The organism is Paraburkholderia sp. UYCP14C, assembly GCF_004197395.1.
Taxonomy (GTDB): domain Bacteria; phylum Pseudomonadota; class Gammaproteobacteria; order Burkholderiales; family Burkholderiaceae; genus Paraburkholderia.
This window is the reverse complement of the sequence record NZ_SELS01000050.1, coordinates 1-14,527: the sequence shown is the minus strand read 5'-3', so window position 1 is coordinate 14,527 and position 14,527 is coordinate 1. Positions and strand designations below refer to the sequence as shown.

Below are 14,527 nucleotides of genomic sequence, written 5' to 3'. Positions count from 1 at the left end.
TGTGTCATGTCGATTTCGCCAACCTTGCAGGAGCGTCTGCGCAGCAAGGGCTCCCAATACGAAGTCGTGCGTCACCCATACAGCCACTCGAGTATCGAAACGGCTGCTGCGGCGCACATATCGGGTGACCGGCTCGCAAAAACCGTGCTCCTCGAAGACGAACACGGCTATGTGGCCGCCGTGTTGCCGTCGACGTACGCCGTGCAACTCTCCGAGTTCTGGAGCAAGACAGGGCGCCGGCTCACTCTCGCCACGGAAGTCGAGCTGCGCGAATTGTTCAAGGACTGCGATGTGGGAGCGCTGCCGCCGATCTGTATGGCGTATGGCATGAAGACTTACCTGGAATCGAGCCTGGCCGGCCAGCCTGACGTCTACTTCGAGGCGGGCGATCACGAAGAACTGATTCATATGGAAGCGGATCAGTTCCTGATGCTGATGGACGACGCAGAGCGCGCGCATTTCGCGCGGCGGATGCGAGGGTCGGGCGGGCGAGCTTGGGCGTAGCCTGCGGTGCCCAGTGAGGACCAGGTAAGCAATGAGCAAACAATGATTCGTTGAGCGTATCAATCCATTAGCCGGCAACGCTTGCCGGCTTTTTTTATGGGGAAGGGGCGGCGAAAGGGTGGCTGCGTCATGACCTCGGCGCCTCGCCCGCACCGCCTTCGCTTTTTTCACCAGGGCGGCTGGCTTGGGCTTGAGCCTGTATCTGCGCCTGAACCTGAACCGGAGGCACCGCCCGCGCAAGCGCAGCTTCCGCAGTCGCCAACCGCTGCAGATGAAGCAACGACGGCGACAGAAAGCAGCCCATCACGGCCGACAGAATGATAAAGATCGCCGCGGCGTCGACCAGCAACCCGAAGTGGATGAAGATGTAAAAGCAGCACAGCACATTCAGCAGATGCAGCGACACGCCGACCAGCGCGATGCCCTTCGGCACGGCCGTCATGAACGTCGCGAGCCGGGTGTTCTTGCGCGGCACGTACCAGACGATCAGCAGCCCGAACACCATGATGAAGGCGGTCTCCGCCCATTTCAGCCACGTGGGGCGAAGCAGGAAACGTCCCTCGAAGATCGTCTCGATCACCTGAGCCTGGATCTCGATCCCCGGTACCAGTTCGCCGAGCGGCGTCGTGCGCATGTCCGTCACGCCGGCGCCGGTCAGGCCGACCAGCACGAGTTTGTCGCGAAAGCGCTGCGGATCGAGCTTGCCTTGCAGGACGTCGCGGGCTGACACGTAGCGGGCCAGCGTCGAGCGGATCGACGCGAAATGCAGCCAGATGTCGCCACCGGGTTGCGTGGGCACCTGTACATCCGCCACGCCGACAGCCTGCACGCCCGAGCGGTCGGCATAGACGTCGAGGGCCGGCGAACCGGTTGCGACGCGCAGCATTTCCATCGGCAGGCTCGGCACGAGTTTGTCGCCGAGTCCCATGACGAGCGGCAAGTGCCGGACCACACCCTGTTCGAGCGCGACACTCAGCAGCGCCTGGCCATGCGCCGCCGCCTGCAGCACCGGCAGGCTCGCGAGCACATACTCGAAGCGCCGCACGCGATCGAGCGGATCGCTGCCGTGCAGCACGATCGGCGCGTTGCGCATCGAGGTCCGGGTGGCGAGCGCGGGGTGATCGAGCGCGGCCGCGCCGAGGACGGTCGGCGCCGCCCGCAATGACCGCGCGAGGATCTCGTCGTGCATCGGCAGCGCGCGCAGCGCGGCGGCGAGCGTCGTGGCGCTGGGCGGCAGATTGTCGGCGACGCGCTCGGGAGACGTTTGGTCCGGCTCCGGCATGTAGATGTCGAGTCCGATCGCCAGCGGTTGCTGCGCCGCGATCGCGTCGACCAAACCGGCGAGCCGGTCCCGCGGCCACGGCCACTGGCCGACGCTCGCGAGCGTCTCCTCGTCGATCTCGACGATGAGCACCGGTTGCGTGGCCGGCACGCGCGGGTAGTGGCGCTGGAACTGATCGAACAGGAGTTGCCGCGCCGATTTAAAGGAGTCCGGCAGCGTGTCGTCGACCGTATCGACAAAAGACGGACGCGGGATGTCGCTCGGCCATTCGCTGATCAGGTTCAGCAGGCTCAGGCCGAACAGTATGATCAATGCAACCGGCCGCCCCTGACACGCCTTCAGTAGTTTGCGGATCCGCGCGCGCCAGAGGTCGAAGAAGCGTTTCATCGCGGGCAAGGGTCGTCAGCTGCGCCGGGCTGTATGCGTCATTGAATGGTGATCACGACCCGCCGGTTCATGCGGTTGGGCACGCCGTCCGGCGTCGGGACGAGTGGCTCGCGCTTGCCGCGCCCGGCGGTTTCGATCTGCTTCGCGGGAATTCCCTGCTTGATCAGAAACGCCGCGGCGCTTTGGGCCCGCCGCATCGACAAGCGGTCGTTGAACTCCTGCGAGCCGGCCAGATCCGTGTGGCCGATCACGACTACCTGCGGCGCAGGCCAGGTCGCCAGCACCACTTTCATCTTTTCGACCGTGGCGGGCGACTCCGGCGCCAGCTCGGTCGCGGAGTCGAACAGGAAGAACAGCGTGAAGGTCACCGGGCGAGGCGGGCGCGCCGCGAGCAGATCGCCATAACGGGTTTGCACGGCCTGCTGGCTGTCCATGGTCGTTTCGATCCTGCCGTTCTGCGCGACGTCGACGCCGGCGTAAGCCTTGTCGATGGTCTGCTCGGCGCGCGCGCTGCGAACCACGACCGCGCCGACCTTCCCATCGGGATCGGGCAACAGGATGATCTTGTCCGGCGGCGTGCTGCACCCGGCGAGCCATCCCAGTGTGACGAACGCGGCCGCTGATGCGACGCGCGCAGATCGGATCGCGGCTTTCAATGCGAAGTCTCCCCTTTGTCGCCGACTTCGATGATGAACTGCGTGCCGCGCACACCCAGCGTGGTGGTCGGCGTGCTGAAGCGGACCGAGTCGGGATTCGCCTTGGCCAGCTTGCCGGAGATCACGGCGAGCGATCCGCGTTGCACGCGCGCATTGAGCACGCCGCCATGGGTCGTGCTGTCGAACGCGAACTGGTCGAGTTCGAGTGTGGTGTTGGCGCCGGCCGAAAGCTGGGTCGTATCGCGCAGCGTGATGCCGACCGACGATTCCGGGCCGGTGACGACACGGTCTTTGCTGTACACGTCGCTGCCGATCGCCGCCGGCGAACTGCCTGCCGCCCGCTCGAGCCGCACCGTTCCCTTGACGGTCTTGACGACGCCGGCGACATCGGACGCGACGGCGGGCGCGCTCGTCGACGTGGCAGCGGCGTCGGAAGCGGACGCGGTGGACGCGGCAGGGCCAGCGGCAAAAGTGGCAGTGGCGGCGAGAGCGCTAAAGGCGATGACGGCAGTGCTCGCCAGGCCGCACGCGAAAGTCATGACACGGGTGATGGAGGGAGCATGCATCGGCGGCACCTGCTGGCGAAAACGCTAATTTCACGCGACAGCGCGGCTTGCCGATGTCGACGTGGGGTTGTGACCGATCTTGACCGACTGCTCATGGCGTTGAGACAGGTGCCAGGCACGCGCAAACAGCGGCCTTTCATACTCGCGCTCCGTGGGTGCGGCATCGAGCAGAATAGGGTGGCCGGCGCGCGTCGCTCTGTGCGATTCCGCGCATATCGTGCTGTGCGCCACACGAATAAACCAATCGCTTCGGGCCGATCCGTCAGCACTTCGCGCTTTCCGGACATTGGATGAACGCGGTACGCCGTCCCGCCATAATGCGCCAAAACAGGTAGCCTGTATTAGCCAATTCGACAACGCCCATCGTGAACCTCGAACGCAGCCACAGCTTCTCCTTCAGCCCCGACGGCGAACATTTCCTGCTCGACGGCCTGCCGTTCCAGATTCGCAGCGGCGAGATGCATCCAGCCCGCATCCCGCGCGAGTACTGGCAACACCGAATCCGCATGGCAAGGGCGATGGGAATGAACTGCATAGCGTTGTACATCATGTGGAATTACCACGAGACACGTAGAGGCGTGTTCGACTTCCACAGCGGCAATCGCGATATCGAGACCTTCATCCGTCTATGCCAATCCGAGCAGATGTGGGTGTTGTTGCGCCCCGGTCCTTACGTTTGCGCAGAGTGGGATCTGGGTGGCCTGCCGTCCTGGCTGTTGCGCGATCCGGACATCCGGTTGCGCACGGACTCGGCCACCGATCCTCGCTACATGGCGGCGGTGGCTCGCTATATCGACGAACTGGTTCCGCGTGTCAAGCCATTGATGTGCGAGCACGGCGGACCGATCCTGATGATCCAGATCGAGAACGAATTCGGTTCGTATGCGAGCAATCCGGCTTACCTCGAAGAGCTCCGGCAGCTTTGGCTCGACGGAGGAATAACGGGGCCGTTCTACACCGAAGACGGTCTGCTTCAACTCGAACGCCATCACACCACGGTAACGGGCGGCGCGATCGCGCTGAGCAATGGGGACGCAGCGCAAATCGCAACGGTGCGCCGCGAATTCCCGTCGGTGCCCGCGATGGCTGGCGAGGTGTACCCAGGGTGGCTCACGCATTGGGGCGAAGCGGGGTTCGCGGGGGTGGACTACGACCTCTCCAGCACCTTGGCCGCGTTCATGCAGGCGCGGCTGTCATTCAACCTGTATGTCATTCACGGCGGCACGAGCTTTGGCTTTTTTGCCGGGGCGAACGTGGACGATTCAGGCAACTATCAGCCCGACATCACGAGCTATGACTACTCGGCGCCGATCAATGAGCAAGGCACGGCGACGCCGAAGTACATGAAGTATCGAGACCTGATCGCCAGCTATCTGCCCGAACCGTTGCCAGCCATACCCGACGCCATCGGCACGCTCGACTGCGCAGGCGTTGCGCCCTTGATGCCAACGCTCTACGCGTCGATCTGGGACAACCTGCCCGCGGCACTGCCGCAAGAGCATGGCGTCGGTCTGCAGTCGTTTGAAGGCTACGGTCAGGCGTTCGGCTTCGTGCTGTATCGCAAGCGGTTGCCGGAGCACGCGTGCGGCGTGCTGGATATCAGCGGCGTTCATGACTATGCAACCGTCTTTCTCGGTGAACGGTACGCGGGCGGCGTATCGAGGGCGCAACTGCCGCAGAAGTACGCGCAGTCGCTCCACATGACGCATCGCGCGCCGCTTAAGCTGGCTTCGGCGCGGCGGAACCGCGAGTCGAACCCGGGCGGCCCGGTAGCGCTGGAGATACTCGTCGAGGCCATGGGGCGCGTCAACTTCGGACCCGCGATCGTCGACCGCAAAGGTCTGCTCGAGCCGGTCACGATGAAACACATGGACGGCTCGCTCTCGTTGCTCGATGAATGGGATGTCTACCTGCTGCCGATGGATGAAACGTTCGTCGCCAACCTCAACGAAGCGTGCACGAACCCGCGGAAGCCCGGCCTCTTTTACAGGGCGAATGTGCTGCTGACTGAAGTCGGCGATACCTGGCTCGACCTGAGCAACTGGACCAAGGGCATCGTCTGGGTCAATGGCCACAACCTCGGACGCTACTGGAACATCGGCCCGCAAAGGCGCCTGTATTGCCCCGCGCCGTGGCTCGTGCAAGGTAACAACGAGGTGCTGGTCTTCGACCTTCATCAGATCGAGGCAAAGCCGGTTCGACTTGCCGACAGCTTGTACTAGCTCATACGTCGCATCGCCTTCATCGCTTCGCGGCCGCAACCGGCAGCAGTTCGAGCGTCAGTACTTCGAACGGCGCGAGTTGCAGTGCTTGCCGCCGATCCGCGTCGAGGTGAGCAGGAATACCGGAAGCCCCTGCACGCCCGACGCTGCGCGTTTCGAATCGTCCCGCCGCCCCATCCGGCAGTTCAAGTTGGCGCCGCAGGTCGAGTGTGAAGCGTTGCGTGCGGCTGTGAGGATTGCGCAGCGTCACGATCGCCTTGTGCGGCGCCCACGCTGCCCAACCGTAGACCGCCTGTTCGTCCGGCGCTGCGCCGATCCAATGGCTGTCGCGCAGTATGTGGCCGTTTTCGCGCGCCCATCGGGCCGCGCGCGCAAGCACATCCCAGTCGTGCTCGCCCAGCAGCGCCGGCGTGATGTATAGCTCCTGCAATTGCGTGCCGGTCCCGAAGTACGACCACACTTCGTTCGAGAAGGCGTCGCCCGCCGACGTATCGAGGCGTGGATTGCACTGCGCGTAAAGGATGCCGTGCAGCATCAGCGAATTGAGTGGAAAGAGCGGACTGCGCTCCACGACGTTGTGATACGTCTGCGTGTCGCGGTATGTGATCCAGCGCTCGCGGTTGGTGCCGCTGCCCGCCAGGCCATCGTCGCTGCCGCCGCGCCAGATGGAGTCGACATGGCGCAGCCAGAACGGCGACGGATGTGTGCCTGTGGTGAGATTGACGAAGGTTTCGGGTTTCGCCGCGCGGATGTCCTCGATCAGTTGAATCGCCGCGTCCCAATCGCTATCGAACAGGCTGCCGGGGAACACTCTGTCGGCATTGCCTGTGCCGTCGAACTTGAACTGGTTGACGCCGCCCCTGTCGAGCAAGTCCATCACGACTTCATGAAAGCGCCGGTAGTACGTCGGCCCCGATAGCGCCAGACCGTCGTCGATGACCTCGTAACCGGCGCCACGGCCTCGCGTCACGCGTTCCTGCTTCGGCGTACCGTAGCCGCCCCACGGGGAAAGCCATATACCGGGAGCGGCGCCGAATTGCGCGGCCGCGTCGCGCAGCGGAACGAAGCCCTGTGGAAATGCGTTGCTGAATCGCCAGCCGCCGCCAAGGTCGTCCCAGCCATCGTCGAACAGGAACGAGTCGATCTGCACCCCGCGCGCTGTGTGCAACTCGTGGCCGATCGTTTCGATGCGCTCGAGTGCCTGCTCCTGCGTGTACGGCGTGAGGTAGCCGATGTCGCCCCAACTGTTGTAGTGCAGAAACGGGCGATAGGGGCGGGCCCGTTCCCGCTCCAGATAGATGCCGAAGTCGCGTCGGATCTGGCCGTCACTGGCTACGCCTGCCACGGCGGAGTAGAGCAGCGTCCTGTCTTTCTCCAGCGGCAACGCGCGATGCAGCACAAAGCTGAGGCTGTGGCCCTCCACCTGACTGGTCGCCAGCGGGTGCTCGAAGCCCAGATAGAAGTCACCCGCGATGACCGGCGTGCCCTTGCGCTCACTACTGGCCTTGGCGCCAGCGGCGCGCGTCTGCAGCAATGACACGGCGGAGATCGCTTCGTCCTGAAGAAGCGCCGTAATCGCCAGCTGGGCGCGCAGATATCGCGAACCTTCGCGCTGCTCCACGCTCCATTGCACCTTCAGGCGCCCATGAGCATCGACCAGGGAGACGCTTACACGTCGCCCTGCGATTCGTTCGCCCAGGCGGGACGCAAGCGGGTTGGGTTCGAGCGCAGCGTCGCTCGCGGGCGCAATGACCTTCAGCTCGGCCAGGCCCATGGTGGTTCCGTCAGCAAGCGTGAGCGCGAACGGCGCGACGATGGGCAGCGTGAGTTTCCGCTCGCAATCGATCAGCGAGAAACCGGCGAGACGTTCATCCTCTTTCGTCCAGCGCAATGCGATCGCGTCGTTGCCGAACGAGGAGATGCGGCCCGTGGTCTGGAACACGGGCACGCCAGTTTGCGTAGGCAAAGCAGGGTTGGCGCACATGGAGAAACCTGTCTCGGGCCGGAGCAGCTTCAATAGCGTAGCGGCAACGGTCCACGTGCTCAAGACGCAGCGCGCTGATTCATCGCGTTACGCGGTGCTGACGAAGCAGTTGGACAGCGACGCCGGCGGTGCAAACGACGGTCATCGCACTCACCAGGAAGACGGCACGCAAGCCCGCGTGCCCGCCCACCCATCCGAGCGCCGGACTGCCCGCAGCCATCGCGAGATCGAGGAAGGCTGTATAGAGGCCCATCACCATCCCGCGATGTCTGGCCGACGCACCCCTCACTGCCTCGACGCCGAGTCCTGGATAGACGAGTGAATAGCCGAGGCCGGCAAGCGCGGCTCCTGCGGACGCGAGGAAAGCCGTCCCGGCTAGACCCATCAGCAGCAGACCGGTCGCCTGGACTATCACAAATACTAAGGCGACTCTCGCACCCCCGAACCGGTCAGGAAGATGACCCGCAATCGCGCGCGCAGCGATCAGGGCAACACCGAAGGCAGTGAAAGCCATCCAAACCGGCTGCCACTGCCTCTCGGTATAGAGCAGCGAGCTGAACGCCAGGATCGCGCAGTAGCCGATACTGGCCAGCGCCGCGCCCAGCCCCGGTAGCCAGACGGCTCCGACGATCGTGCGGAAGGACGCATGCTCCGTGTGGGCGTGCGGCGCCACTGCGGGTATCCGGAACAGGAGAGCGAGTACGACCAGGGGCAGCAACACCGTGATCAACGCTATCGCGACAAATCCGAACGACGCGTACAGCGTAGCCCCAATCGGGCCACCCAGCGCCAATGCCGCGAACATCGCTGTGCCCACCCAGGCGATCACTTTCCCGGCGTGTTGCCCGTCGACGAGGCCGAGGCACCACGCGACGGCACCGGTGATGATGAAGCTTTCAGCGCCACCGAGCACCGCGCGCCCGGTCAGCAGGATAGCGACGGATAGCACCGGGACCGCTACGAAGGCGAGCGACAACAAATAGAGCAGCCCTGCCGCGGACGCAGCAATCAGACCGGCGAGCACGCCGCGCTTCGCGCCGCGTTTATCGGAATAGGACCCGGCCCAGACACGCGAGATGAGCGAAGCGGCGAACTGCGCGCCTGCCACGAGGCCGACTACGAAGGTCCCGAAGCCAAGACGGTGGCTGACGTGTAAAGGAAGAACCGGAAGCGCTAGACCAATGATCGCGAAGCCGGCGAGCACGGCGGTCATGACCGGCATCAGCGTAGCGACAACAGATTCTGCCGCGCTCGCCAGAGGTGAATCGGACATGGAGGTGCCTTTACATCTTGTATCCGGGTTCTTTGTAAAGCGTGTCTGAACGTGCCTCGATATCCGGACGATAGACATCCTGCTTCCATCGGTCCGGCGTGACTTCCTCAAAAGCAACCGAGACAGACTCAGCCCCGTATCCCAGGACATCCATCACATCACGAGTGATCGCCTCGGCGAGGCGTCGCTTCTGTTCCTCGGTCTTCCCGGGCCATGCTTTGACGATGACATGCGGCATGAGGTTGATCCTCCATTGATTGAGTGCGACGCGCAAAGTCCTGGATGCGTGGTTCGATGGTTACGCGGCTCGCTTCGAAATCACGTCCTTGAACACAGGCAATGCCGAAAAGACATTTGGCCAACCTGCATAAAAGGCGAGTTGGGTGAGCATCTCGGATGCCTCGTCCCTGGTCAGGCCGTTGTTCATGGCGCGATTCAGGTGATACGGAATTTGTGCGACCTGACCGTTCGCAACGAGGGCGCTCACCGTGACCAGACTCCGGTCGCGTGGCGCGAGTCCCGGGCGCCACCACAGGTCGCGGAAGAGCACGTCGGTCGTGTATTGAACGACGCCCGGCGCGACAGCGCCGAAGTTCTCCTCGACCGTTTGTGCGCGCTGCTTTTCCGCAACTTCATTTAGCGGCAGCAAGTCTACTTCGGCGGCCGGAAGCTGGTCTGCACCGATCCCGCGTTCGTCGAAAACAGGTTTGACGATGGCCGAAGCCGCTGTCGCGTTGGCCCATCCCGAGTAGAAGGCCAGATGTGTGATGATTTCGGATATCTCCGCGGGCTTTACGCCGTTATCGAGCGCGAGCCGGATCTGGAACGGCATTTCCACGGTCTGGCCGCGGGCAATCAGCACCGAAAGGGTCACGATGCTACGGTCACGTAGCGGCAACTGCGGCCGCTTCCACAAGCCGTTGAGGACGGTCTCGGTCGTGTAGCGTTCGAAGGCCGGAGAAACCGACTTCAAGTCGGTGAGCGATGACGGTTCTTGCATCATTTCAGTCCTTTGTGGGTGCGCGCAGGCGAGGAACCTGGCGGCGAATGCGGTCAGGGAATCTGAATCACTTCCGCGATGATCACAGCTGCGATGAGTCTGATCAGCTTTCCTCGCCGCTGCGCAGATATTGCTCATCGGTCACCTTCTCCAGCCATTCGACATTCTTGCCGTCGAGCGCTTCCTGGATGGCGATATGCGTCATTGCCGTGGTTGCCGTGGCGCCATGCCAGTGCTTATGACCCGGCGGGCACCACACGACGTCGCCGGCGCGAATTTCGACGCGCGGCTCGCCTTCACACTGAGTCCAGCCGCAGCCGGCCGTCACGATCAGCGTCTGGCCGAGCGGATGGGTGTGCCACGCGGTGCGCGCGCCCGGCTCGAATGTGACGCTCGCGCACGAGACGCGTGACGGCGGCGGCGGAGCGTTGAGCGGATCGAGTCGTACGGTGCCGGTGAACCACTCTTCCGGGCCTTTCTTCGAGGGCTGCGAGCCTGCGCGTTTCAGTTCCATGCTTGATCCTGTCAATGTGCTTTAGTGGCGTTAGAGCCGATGCCGTCAATCTAACGGCTATCCATTCATGCGACTAGATGGCAATATCGGCATGCCCTTATGCTGTGGAGCATTAATCGAATGGAAGATTTCAACGATCTGGTGGGTTTCATGACCGTCGGGCGCGAGCGGAGTTTCACACGGGCTGCCGCGCAGCTGGGCGTCTCGCAATCCGCATTGAGCCGGACGGTGCGCGGCCTCGAGGAGCGAATGGGCCTGCAACTGCTGACGCGCACGACGCGCAGCGTTTCGCTGACAGAAGCGGGGCAACGGTTGCTCACGTCGATCGGGCCACGATTCGAAGAGATCGAGGTGGAGCTCGAGTCGCTTCGTGCGATGACGGACAGGCCGGCGGGAACGGTGCGGATCACGACGACGGATTACGCGGCGAACACTTACGTCTGGCCGCGACTGCAAACCATTTTGCGCGAGTATCCCGAGCTGAAGATCGAACTGGTGAACGACTACGGCCTGACGGATATCGTCGCGGATCGCTATGACATCGGCGTGCGGCTCGGCGACCAGGTGGCCAAAGACATGGTCGCTGTACGCATCGCGCCGGACATGACGATGGCGATCGTAGGTTCTCCGGACTATTTGCGGTCAAGACCTCTTGCGAAGACGCCGCAAGATCTGACCTTGCACAACTGCATCAACCTGCGACTGCCGACGAGGGATTCGCTGCTTCCCTGGGAGCTCAGTAAAGGACAGCGTGAATTGCAGGTTCGGGTCGAGGGACAGCTCACGTTCAACAACGTGTATCAGATGATGGACGCGGCGCTAGGCGGCTTCGGGCTCGCCTATGTGCCGAAGGATCTCGCCGCCCCCCACGTGAAGGCTGGCCGGCTGGGTTGGGTTCTCGCAGACTGGTTTCCGACCTTTATCGGACACCATGTCTACTATACGAGTCGGCGCAAATCGTCCCGGGCGGTGCAACTCGTCGTCGATGCGCTGAAGGCTGGATACAGGCGTCGAGCGCGGTAACGATTCACTGCGCTGCCGTGACATAGGGAGGGGCCGTGAATGGAAGCGCGTTACGCGCAGCCGGGACGTTGACGAGCGCATAGCGCGATAACCCGCTGTCACCGCCAGAGTCTTCCATCGTGCATGGTGGCCGCATGAGCGTCGAAGTACGCCGCTCATGCCGCGCGCGCCACGCGAGCGCAAGCTCAGTCGTCGATCGTTTCGTGGACCGCCACCGCGCCCTGTTTCCAGTAGCTTGCCGCGCGAATCCGCGTCTTGTCGACGCCGCGCTCGCCGCACAGATGCTGACGTACCGCGCGGATCGTCGCCGCTTCGCCTGCGGCCCATACGTAACCTTCGCCGTTCTCCGGCAGCCAGGTATCGCGCACCGCTTGCAGCAGCGCTTCGCCGCGCGTGCGCGTCTGCGTGTCGGCTTCGTTGCGATAGCACCAGACGAGGTGCAGCTCGGCTCGCGTCGTGAACTCGATGCGTGCCGACGGATCGGCGACCTCGATCACCGCGGCGGCGCGCGTGCCGGCCGGCAACTCTTCGAGACGGCGTGCGATCGCGGGCAGCGCGGTGTCGTCGCCGATCAGCAGGTGCCAGTCGAAGCCGGTCGGAATCACCAGCGAGCCGCGCGGGCCGCCGACGCCCAGATACTGGCCCACCTGCGCCTGCGCGGCCCATGTCGCCGCGGGACCCGCGTCGTGCATCGCGAACTCGATGTCGAGCTCGCGAGCGTCGCGATCGAAACGGCGCGGCGTGAAATCGCGCGCGGTCGGCCGCTTGCCTTCCGGGAACACCGGGCCATCGGGGCCGGCTTGCGGCAGCGTCGGTTTGTCGGCGCCGGGTTCGGGGAAAAAGACCTTCATGTGGTCGTCGAACGACGCGGACACGAAGTCGTGCAGATCGTCGCCGGTGAAGGTCACGCGAATCAGGTGCGGCGTCAGCGCGCGCACCTGCTTGACCTGCAGCAGACGAAACTTCAACGGATGCCGCACGCGATGCACGGCGAGATCGGGTCGATGGTGTTGCTCTTGCATTAGGGTGGTGCTCCTATTCGGTTCTGGAGGACGCGCGGGTCGTCTCGTGGACGAGCGCGCGCTCAAACGGTCGGCTCGATGTCGTTGCCGGCCTTTGCGTCGTCGCCGACGTTGCCGCCTTCGATTTCCCTGGCGGCGCGCATCAGGATCGCGGCGATGCGGCGCTGCTCGTCGGCCGGCGCGTTATCGCGGCGCAGCAGCGCATGCTTCAGCGTGCGGCGCGCTTCGTTCAGCTCGGGCACCCAGCCGCCTTCGCTGACGTCGGCCGGCTCTTCGCCGGCAAACGCGCGGCGCACCGAATCCATCTTGCGTGCGATATGCGAGAGTCGCGCGAACATCAGCTCGACGCGTTCGCGGTTCGCGGCCAGATATTCGCGGCCCGCATCGGCCAGCTCATAGCGCTTGCGGTTGCCTTCGAGCTGCACGGTGACGTAGCCGAGTTCTTCGAGATAGGTCAGCGCCGGGTAGACCATGCCGGGGCTCGGGCTGTAGAAACCGTTCGAGCGTGTTTCGAGCGCCTTGATCAACTCGTAGCCGTGACTCGGCTGCGCGTCGATCAGCGACAGCAGCAGCAGTTGCAGATCGTCGGAGCTGAATTTGCGGCCACGCGGGAAACCCTCGCCGTCGCCGCCGAAGCCGCCGCGGCCGGCGCCGAAACCACCGTGTCCGCCCAGGCCGCCGGGGCCGCCATGACCGCCGTGACCACGGCTGCCGAAGCGCCTCTCGTGATGGCGGCCGAAGCCGTGAAGCAAAACGTGGAACAGGAAGCGGTGACGGGCGTCGGGCGAAGTGGCGGTGCCAGGGGCGCCGCGGCCGGCGACGTCGCCGGCATGCAGCGACGGATGGCCGAAGCCCGCGTGAAAACGGTCGTGCGCGCCGCGCGGACCGGAAAAGCGATGAGGATGACGCATTTGGGAGACTCCCATGAGTGTCGTAAGATGTATCTTAAGATATATATCTTAAGATAGTCTGTCAAACTGTTTTTTTGCAAGTATCGGGACACAACAAAGTCTGCGGGCTCCCGAGAAGCGGCTTTCAGATACAACAAAGTCCGCTGCAAAACGAAAATGCTTTGTGCGGCACAGCATTTTTCGGTGGGTTAGTGCCAGCGTTTTGAACGCCTGAGAAGTAGGGCGGGAGTGAGGGCGATTATCGAGATCAACCAGCGTAGATTGACGTTGCTCTGATGCCCTTGGATCGAGCTCGCGTCAACTGTTTTGGCGCTCTTGCTCACGCGGGAAATGGCATGCGCCGAAGTGGAACTTCGATACATTGAGGTTCCCCCGGTTTTTCGCCTTCCAGAGGCGCCGGGTTATGCAGCCGCATCCTTTGTCCGCTGAGCCACAAGCCAGTCTTGCATGAACTGGGTTGGCGACATGAAGCCAAGCGATGAATGACGACGACTGCGGTTATAAAGCACTTCGATGTATTCAAACAAGTCCGCGACGGCTTCGCGATGCGTGCGATACCTCGTGCCATGCACCCGTTTGTTCTTCAGGCTGTTGAAGAAGCTTTCCGTCGGCGCGTTATCCCAGCAACTGCCTTTGCGGCTCATCGAGCAAGTGCGGCCGCCTGACTCTCGAGTACTTTCAATCGTTACATTTGCCGCAGCGATCTATCTCATCGATAACGGGCTGGCAGCTGCCTGAGGCTCGACGTGGCGCGCGAAATGTCTGAAAAGAGCGCTGCCTGTCCTGTCAACGGGATGGGGCTCGCGCAGAACCTTTCATTGAGGAAACCAAGGTGAACGACAGCGAAGAATCAAAGGGGCTAACGCACGCGCACGGTGCCACGGTGTTATCAACCCAAGAGAACAGCCCGGCTGGCGAAAGCGGTTACGCCCGCTCGCGCCAGTCCTCGAACTGGGCGTGAAAATGAAGGCCGATGGGATCTTGCCCAAAGAGACGACGTTGCGATCCTCGAAATACTTGAACAATCTGACCGAGCAAGATCATCGCAACATCAAGTTCAGGGTCAACGCGATGCCTGGCTTCAAACGCTTCAGAAACGCGACCGTGAGTTAATGTCAATTCTGGTGTATGCGGGGGCAGAGCATGATCAAGCGGCAAGCGGTTGCTGAGCCGGTGCGCTTTC

13 protein-coding genes and 2 pseudogenes are annotated in these 14,527 nt (G+C 63.2%); 4 read left to right on the top strand and 11 right to left on the bottom strand.

What is annotated here, in order from left to right; genetic code table 11:
* Positions 1 to 6 precede the first annotated feature (6 nt).
* Positions 7 to 504 carry an aminoacyl-tRNA deacylase gene (locus EVC45_RS32695; protein WP_129962299.1) on the top strand — a complete coding sequence of 166 codons (498 nt, stop codon included), beginning with the start codon at positions 7 to 9 and terminating at the stop codon, positions 502 to 504.
* 127 nt (positions 505 to 631) lie between these two features.
* On the opposite strand, the gene EVC45_RS32690 is transcribed toward EVC45_RS32695, so the two are convergent.
* Genes EVC45_RS32690 through EVC45_RS32680 form a run of 3 tightly spaced genes read right to left on the bottom strand, consistent with a single transcriptional unit; the run spans position 632 to position 3,395 of the window.
* The gene (locus EVC45_RS32690; protein WP_129962298.1) at positions 632 to 2,173 is read right to left on the bottom strand and encodes a CHASE2 domain-containing protein; all 1,542 of its coding nucleotides are present in this window, start codon (positions 2,171 to 2,173) and stop codon (positions 632 to 634) included.
* 38 nt (positions 2,174 to 2,211) lie between these two features.
* On the bottom strand, positions 2,212 to 2,829 hold the full coding sequence (locus tag EVC45_RS32685; protein ID WP_129962297.1) for an OmpA family protein: 618 nt from the start codon (positions 2,827 to 2,829) through the stop codon (positions 2,212 to 2,214).
* Complete coding sequence (locus tag EVC45_RS32680) at positions 2,826 to 3,395, bottom strand: FecR domain-containing protein (RefSeq protein WP_248295349.1); 570 nt, start codon at positions 3,393 to 3,395, stop codon at positions 2,826 to 2,828. Before EVC45_RS32680 ends, EVC45_RS32685 begins: the two co-directional genes overlap by 4 nt.
* Positions 3,396 to 3,760: 365 nt before the next feature.
* Here EVC45_RS32680 and EVC45_RS32675 point away from each other — a divergent pair, with 365 nt between their 5' ends.
* Positions 3,761 to 5,617: a beta-galactosidase gene (locus EVC45_RS32675; RefSeq protein ID WP_129962296.1), complete on the top strand. Its 1,857-nt coding sequence runs from the start codon at positions 3,761 to 3,763 to the stop codon at positions 5,615 to 5,617.
* Positions 5,618 to 5,636: 19 nt separating this feature from the next.
* On the opposite strand, the gene EVC45_RS32670 is transcribed toward EVC45_RS32675, so the two are convergent.
* The 5 genes from EVC45_RS32670 to EVC45_RS32650 form a co-directional block, all read right to left on the bottom strand.
* Positions 5,637 to 7,601 carry an enterotoxin gene (locus EVC45_RS32670; protein ID WP_211193512.1) on the bottom strand — a complete coding sequence of 655 codons (1,965 nt, stop codon included), beginning with the start codon at positions 7,599 to 7,601 and terminating at the stop codon, positions 5,637 to 5,639.
* Positions 7,602 to 7,680: 79 nt separating this feature from the next.
* Positions 7,681 to 8,874 carry an arabinose transporter gene (locus EVC45_RS32665; RefSeq protein ID WP_129962295.1) on the bottom strand — a complete coding sequence of 398 codons (1,194 nt, stop codon included), beginning with the start codon at positions 8,872 to 8,874 and terminating at the stop codon, positions 7,681 to 7,683.
* A 10-nt stretch (positions 8,875 to 8,884) separates the two neighbouring features.
* Positions 8,885 to 9,112 (bottom strand): tautomerase family protein, encoded by a 228-nt coding sequence (locus EVC45_RS32660; RefSeq protein WP_129962294.1) that lies wholly within the window; start codon positions 9,110 to 9,112, stop codon positions 8,885 to 8,887.
* Positions 9,113 to 9,172: 60 nt separating this feature from the next.
* On the bottom strand, positions 9,173 to 9,877 hold the full coding sequence (locus tag EVC45_RS32655) for a carboxymuconolactone decarboxylase family protein (protein ID WP_373683099.1): 705 nt from the start codon (positions 9,875 to 9,877) through the stop codon (positions 9,173 to 9,175).
* 100 nt (positions 9,878 to 9,977) lie between these two features.
* On the bottom strand, positions 9,978 to 10,388 hold the full coding sequence (locus tag EVC45_RS32650) for a cupin domain-containing protein (RefSeq protein WP_129962293.1): 411 nt from the start codon (positions 10,386 to 10,388) through the stop codon (positions 9,978 to 9,980).
* Positions 10,389 to 10,508: 120 nt separating this feature from the next.
* Here EVC45_RS32650 and EVC45_RS32645 point away from each other — a divergent pair, with 120 nt between their 5' ends.
* The gene (locus EVC45_RS32645; protein WP_129962292.1) at positions 10,509 to 11,411 is read left to right on the top strand and encodes a LysR family transcriptional regulator; all 903 of its coding nucleotides are present in this window, start codon (positions 10,509 to 10,511) and stop codon (positions 11,409 to 11,411) included.
* Between the two features lie 185 nt (positions 11,412 to 11,596).
* Here EVC45_RS32645 and EVC45_RS32640 read toward each other — a convergent pair whose 3' ends face one another.
* The 3 genes and pseudogenes from EVC45_RS32640 to EVC45_RS32630 form a co-directional block, all read right to left on the bottom strand.
* Positions 11,597 to 12,433: a siderophore-interacting protein gene (locus EVC45_RS32640; protein WP_129962291.1), complete on the bottom strand. Its 837-nt coding sequence runs from the start codon at positions 12,431 to 12,433 to the stop codon at positions 11,597 to 11,599.
* Between the two features lie 62 nt (positions 12,434 to 12,495).
* Positions 12,496 to 13,344 (bottom strand): PadR family transcriptional regulator, encoded by an 849-nt coding sequence (locus EVC45_RS32635; protein WP_129962290.1) that lies wholly within the window; start codon positions 13,342 to 13,344, stop codon positions 12,496 to 12,498.
* A gap of 401 nt (positions 13,345 to 13,745) precedes the next feature.
* Positions 13,746 to 14,009 (bottom strand): annotated as a pseudogene (locus tag EVC45_RS32630) (IS3 family transposase); the annotation flags it as partial.
* A gap of 331 nt (positions 14,010 to 14,340) precedes the next feature.
* Between EVC45_RS32630 and EVC45_RS32625 the strand changes: the two are divergent.
* A pseudogene (locus EVC45_RS32625) lies at positions 14,341 to 14,457 on the top strand (DDE-type integrase/transposase/recombinase); the annotation flags it as partial.
* Between the last annotated feature and the right edge of the window lie 70 nt (positions 14,458 to 14,527).